This is a genomic window from Citrobacter sp. Cpo100 (assembly GCF_030332595.1).
Lineage (GTDB): Bacteria > Pseudomonadota > Gammaproteobacteria > Enterobacterales > Enterobacteriaceae > Citrobacter > Citrobacter portucalensis.
The window spans coordinates 162,134-178,427 of record NZ_JAOWHM010000031.1 but is presented as its reverse complement, the minus strand read 5'-3'; the positions used below and the strand labels follow the sequence as shown (position 1 = coordinate 178,427).

13 protein-coding genes are annotated in these 16,294 nt (G+C 44.7%); all 13 read left to right on the top strand.

Annotation, left to right across the window (positions count from 1 at the left end):
• Positions 1–3 precede the first annotated feature (3 nt).
• The 13 genes from cpsG to OGX96_RS07730 all read left to right on the top strand — a co-directional run bounded on the left by cpsG (position 4) and on the right by OGX96_RS07730 (position 16,275).
• Positions 4–1,374: a colanic acid biosynthesis phosphomannomutase CpsG gene (cpsG, locus tag OGX96_RS07790; RefSeq protein ID WP_286582645.1), complete on the top strand. Its 1,371-nt coding sequence runs from the start codon at positions 4–6 to the stop codon at positions 1,372–1,374.
• A 54-nt stretch (positions 1,375–1,428) separates the two neighbouring features.
• On the top strand, positions 1,429–2,823 hold the full coding sequence (gene wcaJ, locus OGX96_RS07785; RefSeq protein WP_008785190.1) for an undecaprenyl-phosphate glucose phosphotransferase: 1,395 nt from the start codon (positions 1,429–1,431) through the stop codon (positions 2,821–2,823).
• 1 nt (position 2,824) lies between these two features.
• On the top strand, positions 2,825–4,303 hold the full coding sequence (gene wzxC, locus OGX96_RS07780) for a colanic acid undecaprenyl disphosphate flippase WzxC (RefSeq protein ID WP_234692117.1): 1,479 nt from the start codon (positions 2,825–2,827) through the stop codon (positions 4,301–4,303).
• 23 nt (positions 4,304–4,326) lie between these two features.
• Positions 4,327–5,607 carry a colanic acid biosynthesis pyruvyl transferase WcaK gene (wcaK, locus tag OGX96_RS07775; protein WP_079934505.1) on the top strand — a complete coding sequence of 427 codons (1,281 nt, stop codon included), beginning with the start codon at positions 4,327–4,329 and terminating at the stop codon, positions 5,605–5,607.
• Positions 5,604–6,824 (top strand): colanic acid biosynthesis glycosyltransferase WcaL, encoded by a 1,221-nt coding sequence (wcaL, locus tag OGX96_RS07770; RefSeq protein ID WP_137377008.1) that lies wholly within the window; start codon positions 5,604–5,606, stop codon positions 6,822–6,824. Before wcaK ends, wcaL begins: the two co-directional genes overlap by 4 nt.
• An 11-nt stretch (positions 6,825–6,835) precedes the next feature.
• Positions 6,836–8,230 (top strand): colanic acid biosynthesis protein WcaM, encoded by a 1,395-nt coding sequence (gene wcaM, locus OGX96_RS07765; protein ID WP_286582641.1) that lies wholly within the window; start codon positions 6,836–6,838, stop codon positions 8,228–8,230.
• A gap of 148 nt (positions 8,231–8,378) precedes the next feature.
• A complete protein-coding gene (locus OGX96_RS07760) occupies positions 8,379–9,374 on the top strand; it encodes an SDR family oxidoreductase (RefSeq protein WP_048215967.1) in 996 nt (331 codons plus the stop codon).
• 237 nt (positions 9,375–9,611) lie between these two features.
• Positions 9,612–10,505 (top strand): UTP--glucose-1-phosphate uridylyltransferase GalF, encoded by an 894-nt coding sequence (galF, locus tag OGX96_RS07755; protein ID WP_167820093.1) that lies wholly within the window; start codon positions 9,612–9,614, stop codon positions 10,503–10,505.
• Positions 10,506–10,868: 363 nt separating this feature from the next.
• Positions 10,869–11,885 carry a glycosyltransferase gene (locus tag OGX96_RS07750; RefSeq protein ID WP_167820092.1) on the top strand — a complete coding sequence of 339 codons (1,017 nt, stop codon included), beginning with the start codon at positions 10,869–10,871 and terminating at the stop codon, positions 11,883–11,885.
• A gap of 174 nt (positions 11,886–12,059) precedes the next feature.
• A complete protein-coding gene (locus OGX96_RS07745) occupies positions 12,060–13,316 on the top strand; it encodes a lipopolysaccharide biosynthesis protein (protein WP_167820091.1) in 1,257 nt (418 codons plus the stop codon).
• On the top strand, positions 13,313–14,353 hold the full coding sequence (locus tag OGX96_RS07740) for an EpsG family protein (RefSeq protein ID WP_167820090.1): 1,041 nt from the start codon (positions 13,313–13,315) through the stop codon (positions 14,351–14,353). The genes OGX96_RS07745 and OGX96_RS07740 overlap by 4 nt, the downstream gene beginning before the upstream one ends.
• 36 nt (positions 14,354–14,389) lie before the next feature.
• Entirely contained in the window at positions 14,390–15,181 is a 792-nt protein-coding gene (locus tag OGX96_RS07735) for a glycosyltransferase family 2 protein (RefSeq protein ID WP_167820089.1), read from the top strand.
• The gene (locus OGX96_RS07730; RefSeq protein ID WP_167820088.1) at positions 15,178–16,275 is read left to right on the top strand and encodes a glycosyltransferase; all 1,098 of its coding nucleotides are present in this window, start codon (positions 15,178–15,180) and stop codon (positions 16,273–16,275) included. The genes OGX96_RS07735 and OGX96_RS07730 overlap by 4 nt, the downstream gene beginning before the upstream one ends.
• Positions 16,276–16,294: the final 19 nt, after the last annotated feature.

Genomic DNA, 16,294 nt, shown 5'->3' with positions numbered 1-16,294 from the left:
ATCATGACGAAATTAACCTGTTTCAAAGCCTACGATATTCGCGGCAGGCTGGGCGAAGAGCTGAATGAAGATATTGCGTGGCGTATTGGCCGCGCTTACGGCGAGTTCCTGAAGCCAAAAACCATTGTCCTCGGCGGCGATGTGCGCCTGACCAGTGAGACGCTGAAGCTGGCGCTGGCGAAAGGACTGCAGGATGCGGGCGTGGATGTGCTGGATATTGGTATGTCGGGCACCGAAGAGATTTATTTTGCCACTTTCCACCTGGGCATTGACGGCGGTATTGAAGTCACCGCCAGCCATAATCCGATGGATTACAACGGCATGAAGCTGGTGCGGGAAGGGGCACGGCCCATCAGCGGTGATACCGGTCTGCGCGACGTGCAGCGCCTGGCGGAAGCCAATGACTTCCCGATGGTTGATGAGACAAAACGTGGCCGCTACCAGCGCATTACTACCCGTGATGCCTACATTGACCACCTGCTGGGTTACATCAATCCCGCCAACCTGAAACCGATGAAGCTGGTGCTCAATTCCGGCAACGGCGCGGCAGGTCCGGTGGTTGACGCCATTGAAGTCCGTTTCAAGGCGCTGGGCGTGCTGGTCGAGTTCATCAAAATTCACAACACGCCGGATGGCAACTTCCCCAACGGTATTCCCAATCCTCTGCTGCCGGAATGCCGGGCCGATACGCGCCATGCAGTGATTGAACACGGCGCGGATATGGGGATTGCCTTCGACGGTGATTTTGACCGCTGCTTCCTGTTCGATGAAAAAGGTCAGTTCATTGAGGGTTACTACATTGTCGGCCTGCTGGCGGAAGCGTTTCTGGAGAAGAATCCGGGGGCGAAAATTATCCACGACCCACGCCTGTCCTGGAACACCGTGGATGTGGTGACGGCGGCAGGCGGTAAACCGGTGATGTCAAAAACCGGGCACGCGTTTATCAAAGAGCGGATGCGCCACGAAGATGCCATTTATGGTGGCGAAATGAGCGCGCACCACTATTTCCGCGATTTTGCCTATTGCGACAGCGGAATGATCCCGTGGCTGCTGGTGGCGGAGCTGCTGTGTCTGAAAGGACAGTCGCTGGGCGAACTGGTCCGCGACCGGATGGTGGCCTACCCGGCGAGCGGAGAAATAAACAGTACGCTGGCAGAGCCGACGGCAGCGATTGCGCGCGTGGAGCAGCATTTTTCCCGTGAGGCGTTGTCGGTGGACAGAACGGACGGTATCAGCATGTCGTTTGTCGACTGGCGCTTCAATTTACGCTCATCCAATACCGAACCGGTGGTGCGCCTGAACGTGGAATCGCGCGGAGATATTCCGTTGATGGAAGCGCGAACGCGCACTCTTCTGGCGTTACTGAATCAGTAATGCTGGTGCTTCCTTTGCCCGATTCTGGGCAAAGGGTGACTAACAGGAACCACGATGACACATCTAAAGAAGCGCGAGCGCGCCAAAACCAATGCGTCGTTAATTTCGATGGTGCAACGCTTTTCAGATATCACCATCATGTTTGGCGGGTTGTGGGTAATCTGCGAATTAAGCGGTTTGCCTTTCCTGTACATGCACCTGCTGGTGGCGCTGATTACGCTGGTCGTTTTTCAGATGCTCGGTGGCATAACGGATTTTTATCGCTCCTGGCGCGGTGTCAAAATTTCCACTGAGCTGGTGCTGTTGCTGCAAAACTGGACGCTGAGTCTGATTTTTTGCGCAGGTCTGATCGCCTTTAATAACGATTTTGATAACCGTCTCGCCGTCTGGCTGGCGTGGTATCTGCTATCCAGCGTTGGCCTGGTGTTGAGCCGTTCGTTTATTCGCTACGGCGCGGGATGGTTGCGTAATCGCGGGTATAACACGCGCCGGGTGGCGGTGGCAGGGGACCTGCCCGCCGGACAAATGCTATTGGACAGCTTTCGCCATGAACCGTGGCTGGGATTTGAAGTGGCGGGTGTATATCACGATCCTATCCCTGGAAAAAACTCCCGCGACTGGGCCGGTAATCTGCAACAACTGGTGGACGACGCCAAAGCCTCACGTATTCATAACGTTTATATCGCCATGTCGATGAGCGATGGCGCCAGCGTCAAAAAACTGGTTCGCGAGCTGGCCGACACTACCTGCTCAGTGATCCTTATTCCTGATGTCTTTACATTCAACATTCTGCATTCACGGATTGAAGAGATGAATGGCGTTCCGGTGGTGCCGCTGTATGACACGCCGCTCTCGGGGATCAATCGCCTGTTGAAACGCGCGGAAGATATCGTGCTGGCTTCGCTGATCCTGCTGCTTATTTCTCCGGTGCTGTGTGGCATAGCGCTACTGGTAAAACTGACCTCCAAAGGACCGGTGATTTTCCGCCAGACCCGTTATGGCATGGACGGAAAACCGATCAAAGTCTGGAAATTTCGCTCGATGAAAGTGATGGAAAACGACGCGGTGGTGACGCAGGCGACGCAAAACGATCCGCGCGTTACCCCTGTGGGGAATTTCCTGCGCCGAACGTCGCTCGATGAACTGCCGCAGTTTATTAACGTGCTGACCGGGGGCATGTCTATTGTTGGGCCACGCCCGCATGCGGTGGCGCATAACGAACAGTACCGTCAGCTGATTGAGGGGTACATGTTACGCCATAAGGTGAAACCGGGTATTACCGGTTGGGCGCAAATCAACGGCTGGCGCGGTGAAACCGATACGCTGGAAAAAATGGAAAAACGTGTGGAGTTTGACCTCGAATACATTCGCGAGTGGAGCGTGTGGTTCGATATCAAAATTGTTTTTCTGACGGTATTCAAAGGCTTTGTCAACAAAGCGGCGTATTAACATGAGCTTACGAGAAAAAACGCTGAACGGTGCAAAGTGGTCGGCGATTGCCACGGTGATCATCATTGGTCTGGGGCTTATCCAGATGACCGTATTGGCACGGATTATTGATAACCACCAGTTCGGGTTGTTAACCGTGGCGCTGGTGATCATCGCGCTGGCAGATACGTTGTCTGACTTTGGTATCGCCAACTCAATTATTCAGCGCAAAGAGATTGGCTATCTTGAACTGACCACGCTGTACTGGCTCAACGTTGGGCTGGGTATCGTGGTATGCGTAGCGATGTTTCTGCTGAGCGAGACGATTGCCAGCGTACTTAATAACCCAGAACTGGCACCGCTCATCAAAACGTTATCGCTGGCGTTTGTGGTGATACCGCACGGGCAGCAGTTTCGTGCGCTGATGCAAAAAGAGCTGGCCTTCAACAAAATTGGCATGATTGAAACCAGTTCGGTACTGGCTGGTTTTACCTTCACCGTAGTCAGTGCCCATTTCTGGCCGCTCGCACTGACGGCCATTCTCGGGTATCTGGTAAACAGTACGCTACGTACGCTGCTGTTCGGCTATTTTGGTCGCCGGATTTACCGTCCGGGGCTGCATTTTTCGCTGGCATCCGTTTCGTCGAATCTGCGTTTTGGTGCGTGGCTGACGGCAGACAGCATCATCAATTACATCAATACCAACCTTTCCACGCTGGTTTTAGCCCGCACGTTGGGAGCTGGCGTGGCGGGCGGATTCAATCTCGCCTGGAATGTGGCGGTTGTCCCCCCGATCAAACTGAACCCGATTATCACCCGCGTGCTATTTCCGGCGTTTGCCAAAATCCAGGACGACAGCGAAAAGCTACGGGTGAATTTTTACAAGCTGCTGTCGGTGGTCGGGATTATCAACTTCCCGGCGCTGCTGGGACTGATGGTGGTGTCGAATAACGTGGTGCCGCTGGTATTCGGTGAGAAGTGGAACGGTATTATCCCCATCCTGCAACTGCTGTGCATTGTTGGGCTGCTGCGCTCGGTGGGGAATCCAATCGGTTCACTGCTGATGGCGAAAGCGCGGGTCGATATCAGCTTTAAATTCAATGTGTTCAAAACCTTTCTGTTTATTCCCGCCATTTTCATCGGTGGACATCTGGCCGGGGCAATTGGCGTGACGCTGGGCTTTTTGCTGGTCCAGGTGATTAACACAGTCCTCAGCTATTTCGTGATGATTAAACCTGTTCTTGGCCCCAGCTACCGCCAGTACATGCTCAGTCTTTGGCTGCCGTTGTATCTCTCCTTGCCAACCCTTGTGGTGAGCTATGCGCTGGGCGTAATGCTGCATGGGCAACTGTCGTTGGGCGTGTTGTTGGGGAGCCAGATAGCGGCAGGGGCACTGGCGTTTGCGCTAATGATAGTGCTGTCGCGTCATCCGCTGGTGGTGGAAATAAAACGCCAGCTCTGTCGCAGTGAAAAAATGAAAACCTTGCTCCGTGCAGGATAAGAACAACGCTTTAAGAGGTCATAATGAAACTATTAATTTTGGGCAACCATACCTGCGGGAACCGAGGGGATAGCGCGATCCTGCGCGGTTTGCTGGATGCCATTAACGCGTTGCGTCCCGAGACTGAAGTGGATGTTATGAGCCGTTACCCGGTGAGCTCCTCATGGTTACTGAACCGCCCGGTGATGGGCGATCCGCTGTATTCGCAGATGAAGCAACACAACAACGCAGCGGGTGTTATGGGGCGAGTGAAGAAAGTGCTGCGTCGTCGCTATCAGCACCAGGTACTGCTCTCGCGTGTTACCGACTCCGGTAATCTGCGCAATATCGCTATCGCCCAGGGCTTTACCGATTTTGTTCGTTTGTTGTCGCGCTATGACGCCATCATCCAGGTCGGCGGATCGTTCTTTGTCGATCTGTATGGTGTGCCGCAGTTTGAACATGCGTTGTGTTCGTTTATGGCGAAAAAACCGCTGTACATGATTGGTCATAGCGTGGGGCCATTCCAGGATGAGCAGTTTAATCAACTGGCGAACTACGTGTTTGGCCACTGTAATGCATTGATTTTACGTGAATCCGTCAGTCTGGATCTGATGAAGCGCAGCGCAATTACCACGGATAAAGTTGAAACAGGCGTGGATACGGCCTGGCTGGTCGACAATCATCATGAGGATTTTGAGCCGGGTTATGCGGTACAGCACTGGTTAGACATGGCGGCTAAACAGAAGACCGTTGCCATTACATTGCGCGAGCTGGCGCCTTTTGATAAGCGTCTGGGGACAACGCAGCAGGCCTATGAGCAAGCCTTTGCCGGGGTAGTGAACCGCATACTCGATGAAGGTTACCAGGTGATTGCACTGTCAACCTGCACCGGTATTGATAGTTACAACAAAGATGATCGCATGGTGGCGTTAAACCTGCGCCAGTATGTAAACGACCCGGCCCGATATCATGTGGTGATGGATGAACTTAACGATCTGGAGATGGGGAAGATTCTGGGGGCATGCGATCTGACGGTGGGTACTCGGTTGCACTCGGCCATTATCTCGATGAATTTTATGACGCCAGCCATCGCCATTAACTACGAGCATAAATCGGCAGGGATCATGCAACAGTTGGGGTTGCCGGAGATGGCTGTCGATATTCGCCATCTGCTCGATGGCAGTCTGGAAGGAAAGGTCGCCGATACCCTCGGACAGCTACCTGAACTGAACATACGGCTTGGGGATGCTGTGACACGCGAACGCGAACGCGGGGTACACATGGTGCAGTCGGTTTTAACGCGTATTGAGGGGGAAAAATGAAGATTGGCTTTTTCCTGCTTAAATTTCCGCTCTCTTCTGAGACCTTTGTACTCAATCAGATAACCGCATTTATCGATATGGGCTACGACGTGGAGATTGTCGCTTTGCAGAAGGGCGATCTTGAAAATACGCATGCCTCATTTAATACCTATCGGCTGGGTGAAAAAACGCGCTGGTTGCTGAATGAACCGGAAAGCAAACTGGCGAAGCTGAAATATAGGGCGGCGGCGGCTCTGCACGGTCTCACCCGCGCAGCGACCTGGAAAGCGCTTAATGTTGCACGTTATGGCGAGGAAGCGCGCAATCTGATTTTGGCGGCCATTTGCGGTGGGAATCCGCGGGCGTTTGAAGCGGATGTCTTTATTGCTCATTTTGGGCCAGCAGGCGTAACGGCCGCTAAGCTGCGTGAGCTTGGGATGATCCGCGGAAAAATCGCTACGGTATTTCACGGCGTCGATGTTTCGCATCGGGATGTGCTTACCCGCTATACCCCTGAGTATCAGCAGCTATTTCAACGTGGAGATTTGATGTTACCCATCAGCAATCTCTGGGCCGGACGTTTAAAAAACATGGGATGCCCGCCGCAAAAAATCGCGGTTTCGCGTATGGGTATCGACATGACGCGTTTTACCCCTCGCCAACTGAAAGCACCAGCTGCACCGCTGGAAATTATCTCTGTCGCCCGGTTAACCGAGAAAAAAGGACTGCACGTCGCCATCGAAGCCTGCCGACAGTTAAAAGAGCAGGGCGTCTCATTTCGTTATCGCATCCTGGGTATCGGTCCTTGGGAGCGTCGTTTACGCACGCTGATCGAGCAATATCAACTCGATGATGTGATTGAGATGCCCGGCTTTAAGCCCAGCCATAAGGTAAAGGAGATGCTTGAACAGGCGGATGTATTTTTGCTGCCGTCGATTACCGGAAGAGACGGCGATATGGAGGGGATCCCGGTGGCGCTGATGGAGGCGATGGCGGTAGGTATTCCAGTGATTTCTACCTTTCACAGCGGGATCCCGGAGCTGGTCGAATCGGGCAAGTCTGGCTGGCTGGCACCGGAAAACGATGCGCAGGCACTGGCTGAGAGGTTAGCGGAATTTAGCCTGCTCGGCAGTGAGCAGGTACAGCCGATTGTGCAGTGTGCGCGAGAAAAAATTGAAACTGAATTTAATCAGTTAGCTATCAATAAACAGTTAGCCAGTCTGCTGCAAACGATGTAAATCGAGGTTGTATGTCAGAGAACAAACTCTCACGCCGTACTTTTCTGACGGCAGGCTCTGCGCTTGTCGTGCTGCATTCTCCCATTGTCCGGGCGCTTGAATCATCGGACAGCGTCAACATTCAGAATTACAACCCAAAGGATTGGGTCGCTTCTTTCCGGCAGGCGTTCAAAGAAGGACAAACGGTAGTCGTACCCAAAGAACTGGAATGTAAGGATCTCAATACCGCTGTCGTTATTCCTCCTGGCAAAACGCTACACCTGCAAGGCAGAATCAGCGGCAATGGCCGTGGTCGCTTTGTTCTGCAGGATGGATGTAAGGTAGTGGGTGAGCAGGGCGGGAGCCTGAGGAATGTTACCCTCGATGTGCGCGGTTCAGACTGTGTGATAAAAGGGATTGCCATGAGTGGTTTTGGCCCAGTGACACAAGTCTATGTCGGCGGCAAAACACCAAGTCTGATGCGCAATCTGGTTATCGATGATATTACCGTCACGCGCGCCAACTATGGGATCCTGCGTCAGGGCTTTCATAACCGGATGGATGGCGTAAAGATTACAAACTGCCGTTTTAGCGATCTACAGGGAGATGCCATTGAGTGGAATGTGGCGATCAACGACAGCAACATCCTCATTTCTGACCATGTCATTGAACGTATCAACTGTACCAATGGCAACGTGAACTGGGGCATCGGCATCGGGCTGGCGGGCAGTACCTATGACAATTCCTATCCCGATGACCTGGCGGTAAAAAACTTTGTCGTGGCGAATATCACCGGTACCGACTGTCGACAGCTAGTTCATGTAGAGAACGGTAAACATTTTATAATTCGTAATATCACCGCACGAAATATTACCCCAGATTTTAGTAAGAAAGCAGGTATTGATAATGCGACGGTCGCTATTTATGGCTGTGATAATTTCGTGATTGATAATATCAATATGGAAAATAGCGCAGGTATGCTCATTGGCTACGGTGTTATTAAAGGACGATATTTATCCATTCCGCAGAACTTTAAGTTAAATAATATCCATCTGGATAACACGAAACTTGAATATAAATTACGTGGAATTCAGATCTCATCAGGTAATGCAACGTCGTTCGTGGCCATCACCAACGTGGAGATGAAGCGAGCCACGCTTGAGTTGCACAACCAACCACAGCATCTTTTTTTACGTAACATCAGGGTGATGCAGCAATCCACAACAGGACCCGCGCTCAAGATGCACTTCGATCTGCGCCAGGACGTACGCGGCAAGTTTATGGCTAAGCAGGGCACCTTGCTATCACTGGCGAATATCCATGCGGTAAACGAAAGCGGGCAAAGTTCAGTTGACATTGACCGGGTAAACCATCAGGTGGTGAATGTCGAAGCGGTGAATTTCCGACTGCCGGGGCAGGGGAGGTAACCCCACTATAATCTTACTGGATATCATTGGCTAAAAGATTATAATCACTCAATTACTGTTAAAGCTGGGGCTGGGCAGCATTGACTACTCAGGGAAGACGCTCATCTTTATCATATGTTTCTTGTGTTACGAACAGACAAAGTGATTTATGAACGATAAAGTTTTGCTCATCGGTGCCTCCGGCTTCGTGGGGACCAGACTCCTGGAGACGGCTGTTGCGGATTTTGATATCAAGAATCTGGATAAACAGCAGAGTCATTTCTATCCGCAAATCACGCAAATCGGTGATGTTCGCGACCAACAAGTTCTGGATCAGGCGCTTTCAGGCTATGACACAGTCGTGTTGTTAGCGGCTGAACACCGTGATGATGTCAGTCCTACTTCACTCTACTATGATGTGAATGTTCAGGGGACGCGCAATGTATTGGCCGCTATGGAGAAAAATGATGTTAAGAACATCATTTTCACCAGTTCTGTTGCGGTCTATGGCCTGAACAAAACCAACCCTGATGAAAATCATCCTCACGATCCCTTCAACCATTACGGTAAAAGCAAGTGGCAAGCGGAAGAGGTTCTTCGTGAATGGCATGCTAAAGCGCCTGATGATCGTTCGCTGACTATCATTCGTCCAACTGTTATCTTTGGCGAACGCAACCGCGGCAACGTTTATAATCTGCTGAAGCAGATTGCTGGCGGTAAGTTTATGATGGTTGGGGCGGGTACCAATTATAAATCAATGGCTTATGTGGGTAATATTGTTGAGTTTATCAAGTATAAACTGAAGAATGTGACTGCTGGTTATGAGGTTTATAATTACGTTGATAAACCTGATCTAAATATGAACCAACTGGTTACCGAAGTTGAACAGAGCTTAAGTAAAAAAATCCCCTCAGCACACTTACCTTACGCTTTAGGCATGTTAGGTGGCTATTGCTTTGATATTTTGGGTAAAGTGACCGGCAAAAAATATGCTGTCAGCTCTGTGCGCGTGAAGAAGTTCTGTGCCACCACACAGTTTGATGCAACGAAAGTCCACTCATCCGGTTTTGTCGCACCTTACACATTGTCTCAGGGGCTGGATCGCACTTTAAAATACGAATTTTTGCACGATAAGAAAGATGACATTACGTTTGTCTCTGAGTGATTGCTGTTTGTTGAGTGTCTGGGGCTTAGTTAACTTCGATTTTTCGGAAATGCTATAAAACTGACGAGATGAGTTCGTTTCCGAGGAATCCGAGTTCACCTCGGCGCTGGTGAAGTGTAGAGTTTGCATTCGGTTTACCTTAACCTGGCTATTTCGTGTTGAGGATGGAGCCAGCAATACTGGCTAACGTACGGCTAAAGTCTATACTTTATCAGCCGTTTGGAGGTAGGAGAGAGAATGACTAATTTGAAAGCAGTTATCCCGGTAGCGGGCCTGGGGATGCACATGTTGCCTGCTACGAAGGCAATCCCTAAAGAGATGCTGCCGATCGTAGACAAGCCGATGATTCAATACATTGTCGACGAGATTGTAGCTGCCGGTATCAAAGAAATCGTTCTGGTGACTCACGCGTCTAAGAACGCGGTTGAGAACCACTTCGACACCTCTTACGAACTCGAATCACTCCTTGAGCAGCGTGTTAAGCGCCAGCTCTTAGCCGAAGTGCAGTCTATCTGTCCTCCGGGCGTGACTATCATGAACGTCCGTCAGGCTCAGTTGCTGGGTCTGGGTCATTCCATTCTTTGTGCTCGCCCTATTATTGGTGATAATCCTTTCGTCGTGGTATTACCGGACGTCGTTCTGGATACCGCGAGTGCGGACCCGCTGCGCTACAACTTAGCTGCCATGGTTGCTCGCTTTAATGAAACAGGGCGTAGTCAGGTGCTGGCTAAGCGTATGGAAGGCGATCTTTCTGAGTACTCTGTTATTCAGACCAAAGAGCCTTTGGACAACGAAGGTAAAGTCAGCCGTATTGTTGAGTTCATCGAAAAACCAGACCAGCCGCAGACACTTGATTCCGATCTGATGGCCGTAGGGCGCTATGTGCTGTCTGCTGATATTTGGGCAGAATTAGAGCATACCCAACCAGGTGCCTGGGGGCGTATTCAGTTGACGGATGCCATCGCTGAGCTGGCGAAAAAACAGTCTGTTGATGCCATGCTGATGACGGGCGACAGCTACGACTGTGGTAAAAAAATGGGTTATATGCAGGCGTTCGTTAAGTATGGGTTGCGGAATCTGAAAGAAGGGCCTAAGTTTCGCAAGGGTATTGAGAAATTGTTAAGCGAATAGATCATCAAATATCTGCTTGATAATAAATTGTTAAACAAACGGTAGTGAACACCCTGAATCTTAGTCTGGTTGCATATGGGGAGGCGCTGCCGTTTTTATTTTGTACAATTTACTTAAAAGAGTAAGCTTAGGAAATATTCTTCGGAATGTAGTATTCTTCCTCTATAGCGCTGTATTTGGTAAGAAAATTATTAAAAGGTTCTGTGTGAGGGCTGAACATCGAAGAGCAATGTGTGAAGTACTCTGGTAGCTTGTGAGCCAGGGGCGGTAGCGTGCAATAAGTTAAATAATTAAAGTCTGCAATAGACTTCAGACACATACAGATACTATATAATCAACTAACCTTGATATTTAAAATAACACATGAAAAAAATAGCTTTTATTGTTACCAAGTCTGAAATCGGTGGAGCTCAGACTTGGACAAATGAGATGATGAAATTAGTAAAAAATGAAGGTTCTGTTTATTTGATAACCTCAGAGGATGGTTGGTTAACTGAACAAAATAACTTTGAGAAGGTCTTGATTTTACCTCAGCTTAAAAAACATTTCAGTTTCTCTGGATATATTTCCTTACTTAAATTTATAAGAAAGGAAAATATTGACGTTATGATCGCCAGTTCAGCAAATGCTGGTATTTATTCAAGAATGGCAAGGTTAATTTCCAAGTTTAAATGTATCTATGTATCACATGGATGGTCATGTATATACAATGGAGGGATGCTGAAATCTGTCTTTATAAAAATAGAAAAGTATCTATCATACATAACGGATGTTATTTGGTGTGTATCCAGAAGTGATGAAGATAAAGCTATAAGAATTATAGGTATTAACAAATGTAAGATCAAGACATTAACAAATTCAGTAGTGCAGATGAAAGAAAAAGAAGGTAATGATTGTCATAAGAAAATTATCTTTGTGGGGCGTCTTACTTACCCCAAAAGACCTGATTTGCTTATTAATGTAGTAGCGAAGCATCCAGATATGAAGTTGGATATAGTAGGTGGGGGTGAATACCTAAAGACCCTAAAAGAAACTAACAAAGATATTTCTAATATCAATTTTTTGGGAGAAGTTAAAGGATTTAATAATTATTCGAATTATGACTTGTTTGTTTTGGTATCTGATAGTGAAGGATTACCGATGTCAGGTTTAGAAGCGCATACTGCAGGAATCCCACTTGTCTTAAGTAACGTTGGTGGATGTACTGAGTTAATAGAAGGCAATGGTCTCCTTGTTAACAATACCGAACAAGATGTTGAACGTAGTATCATTAGTATATTTGATAATTATGATGATTATTTACTTAAGTCACGAGAGGCAAAAGGGAAGTTTGTCTTTGACTCATATGCGGATGAGTATAAGAAATTGATATTAAATTAATGTATTCAATCTACTGTCTACTGTATTAATGATTTTCATGTAATATATTGTTGATTGCTTTTGACAGTTTAATTCTGTTGTGGTTTTATTTAGAACCACATCCTTTAGCTGCTTTTATGAAAACAATACTATTATTAGAATGATTATTATTTCCAAATAATAGGTTGCTAGTTTATGCTTAAGCGTATTTTCTTTTCTTCAGATATTTTTAAAAATATCATATGGCTTATTATTGAGAAAATGTACTTCGTTATTCTTGTTTTTCTTAGTGAGGCAATGATAAGCCGAAGTCTAGGTGTGACAGATTATGGTAAATGGGTTTACTCAGTAAATTGGGTTGTGGTTGTATCATCCGTAGCTCTTGTTGCTGGTAGTGAAGTTCTAATTCCAGCATTGAGCCGTCATAAAAAGATAGTCAATGAGCTTATTAGTGCTGCTTTTCTCATAAGGATGATAGGAGCCTTATTGGCTTTCATCTTTATATGGACATATGCTGTGTTTTTCGTTACAGACGAAGAAATAAAACGAATATTATATTGTTTGTCATTTATTCTCCTGTTAAATGAACCATTTGGTGTCGTTACCAATTATTTACAATCGATTATAAAAATAAAAAGAGCAGTAATTTGTCGTTGTGTAGCTTTGGCTATCCGTGTGTTCTGTGTGATGCTCGCATTTCACACAGCGAATAATTACTATATATATTTCTCTCGAAGTGCCGAAACATTGGCCCTCGCTGTATTTTTAGGTGGTCTTTTTTTATTTTCAAAGCTAAAAATAACCCTCAATGCAACAGTGTTAAAAATAGTATTCTTCAGAGGCATTAAGCTATGGGTGCCTTTGGTAACTATGATGATTTATCTTAGGGTTGATCGTTTTTTTATCGAACATTATTTAACTTATGATTATCTTGCAATATATAGCGTATCTGTGCAGTTTTTGGAGCAGGCTTTTTTACTTTTAAGCATAATTGTCCAGTCGGTAGCTCCGAGATATTTATTTGCGACAGTCGATCGTATGACATTACAGCTTAATGTGAAAAAGTGTATATGGACAGTTGTTGCTGTTTCAACAGTAATTCAATTAGGCTGTTTATTAATCTTGAGTAAACTAATATTGCTGATCTTTGGTATGAAGTTTCAAATGTCAGGACAGATGGCGTTGATGTTACTACCAGCTATTACTTTCTATGGCATTGATTTAGTACTGATGCAAATCATGTATAGGTTTAGAGAAAACGGATTTATACTCTTCAAATGGACTTTTATGATGATTTTATCATGTACCTCGTATTATATTTGGCTTGGTCTTATGGGCCAGAAAAGTGTCTATCTCATTTATAATTTAAACTATTTAGTTATGGTTTTATTGACTTCTATTTATTATCTTGTTTTGATGAGAAGATCAAGTAAAGGTCATAAAAAGGAATGATGGTTGATAAAATGATTGTTAATGCTATATTTATACTGGTCGTTTTTTTTTCACTTCTGGAACTATTCTGTAGTAGAAAAAACTTCTTTATATTTTTAATTCCACTAGTCGCTATGGTCATCTTTGTTGGTATTAGAAGCGTTGGCGGAACTGATTATGATGTGTATAAGTTGTATTTTGAATCGATACCTGATGCTATATACTCTTATGGACTTGGCTATTTTGGATTAAACTATGTTGTTAAATTGTTCTGTAATGACTTTAATCTTTTAATTGCTGTTTCTGGTATGTCTGCAGTACTCATGCAAGGTTGGTATTTTTATAAAAACTCGAATAAGCCAACTTTATGCTTGATGATGTTTTATGCAATTAGTTTTATCTGGCTCGATATGGTTTTGATTAGACAGTCGATAGCTGCAGGTTTGCTATTGATTGCAGCAGATTTTTTCTTTAGAAGGAAAAATCTGCTGGCTCTTATATTTTTAACTTTTGCCACTATGTTTCACGAGGTTACAGTTGTAATAGCAATCGCTGGTGTTATTTTATATAAAACAAACTCAAGGCATTATATTAAAATTCTACTAGTTAGTGTGGTTTCATTATGGTGGATAAAGATAATTGTCGTTTATCTGAATCAAACCATTCTTCATAATGGTAATATTGAAGCATATTTGAGTGAGCCACCTTTTGTTAGCGGTTCTTTACTAATCGATTTTTTGTTTGCTTGTTTTATATATTTTCTTTCAACTAATCAAAGAACGTTAATACATGAAAAAGAAAAGAAAATCTATCAGGTAATAATGGTTCTTGGAGTTAGTGTTTTACTTGTTTCATACTTGCTGCCTGTTATGGCAAGGTTAAGCGAATATATTAAATTCTTTTATATACTAATGACCGTCAGTTATATATCAAGACAAGAAAAGATAGCAAATAAAGTGCTTTTGTTCGTTGCATTATTTATCTACTGTGCTGTTAGATTGAATGTCTTCTTAACTCATTTCGACGGTGGGTTTATCTATAGTACCTATATGGTTTAGATAGATAATAATTTGAAATTTTTATAGGTATCATTAATGGTTACGGTATTAACACCCGCATACAACAGAGCAAACACACTTGATAATTTGTATTATTCACTACAACAGCAATCCAATAAGAATTTTGAGTGGATAATTATTGATGATGGGAGTAGTGATGCGACTTCAGATAAAATTGAAGAATACAAGAAAAACTCCGATTTCGATATAGTAACTGCTTTTCAGGTCAATCAAGGAAAACCCAGTGCTATTAATCATGGATGCAGACTTTCAAGATGTGATTATATTTTAATTGTTGATAGTGATGATTGTTTAACTAATGATGCAATTGAATGGGTACTTAAGGGTATTAAAGAAGCTGAGGCTGAAGGAATTGAGTATTCTGGCGTTGGCTTCCGAAAAAGCGAATTTAATGGAACTTTATCAGGGATAGCATTCGATAATCATTCTCTTGATCATGCCTTGTATCTTAATGCGACTGATGCTTCAAATTTGCTAAAAGGTGAAATGGCATTTTGTTTCAAAAGAAATTTAATGCTGAAGATCCCATTTCCATTGCATGCTGGTGAAAAATTTGTACCGGAAGGCTTAATTTGGACGCAAATCACAGATTTTGCCTGTGTGAGATTTTATATCAATAAGGTTATCTATCTTTATGGTTATCTTGATGATGGTCTTACCATGAATTTTAAAAAACACCTTAAAAATAATCATAGAGGTTTTTCTGAGTATTACCGAAACCAATTTTATCGTGAAAGTGATTTGCTGAAAAAAGGAAAAATGCTCGTGCGATATATTCAGTGCAAATATTATGGGATGCTGAAATGAAAATTATTCAGATTATCACTGGACTGGGTATTGGCGGCGCTGAAAAAATCGTTAGTGATCTTTCAGAAAAACTAGTAAATAATCAACATGAAGTTTTAATTATCTCCTTGACTGGGGATAAGTTAATGAAAACTCCCTCAGAAGTAAACGTCATTGAAATGAATATGACCAAGGGGATAGTTTCAATTATAAAAACATACTGGGGTGTTCGTAAAATAATAAAGGAATTCAACCCTGATGTTGTGCATAGTCACATGTTTCATGCGAATATCTTTGCTCGATTAATTCGTCTGACGTTACCATTTAAAAAGTTGATATCTACTGCTCATAGCAATAATGAAGGTGGCTCCTTAAGGATGTTGGCATACAGACTTACTGATTCATTGGCTGAGATATCTACTAATGTTAGTGAAAAAGCAGTCAATGAATTTATTGCTAAGAAAGCTTCTAAGCCTGGACGAATGATACCGATCTATAATGGAGTGGATACTCATAAGTTTTGTTATAGTAGTAAAAACCGTAGAGTAATGAGGGAATTACTGAATATTCCTGATGATGCTCGCTTGATTATGACAGTTGGGAGACTGACAGAGGCAAAAGACTACCCGAATTTAATCAATGCTTTTGCATCGCTTGAATGCAAAAGTTCCACTTATCTTGCAATAATAGGTGATGGCGAACTAAATTCTAGCTTGAAGGAATTAGCGATAAACCTGAAAGTTGACAGTAATATTTTTTGGTTAGGTAAACAAAATAATATTGAAGAGTGGTTATCAGCATGCGATTTGTTTGTTTTGAGTTCTGTATGGGAAGGTTTTGGAATTGTACTCGCTGAAGCAATGGCATGTGAAAGGATTGTTATTGCTACAAACGTTGGTGGGGTGGAAGAGGTAGTTGGTGATGCTAATTTCTTAGTTCCGCCATCCCGACCTGACTTACTAATGCATAAAATAAAATCAATTTTAAATTTAAATAATGAAGAATTATTGCACATTGGTACGCTGAATAGGGATAGAGTACAGCGGAATTTTTCCATTGATAATATAGTGGTGCAATGGGAGTTAATCTACATTAATACTAAAGGCATAAGCTGATTTTTTAAATATATGTGAG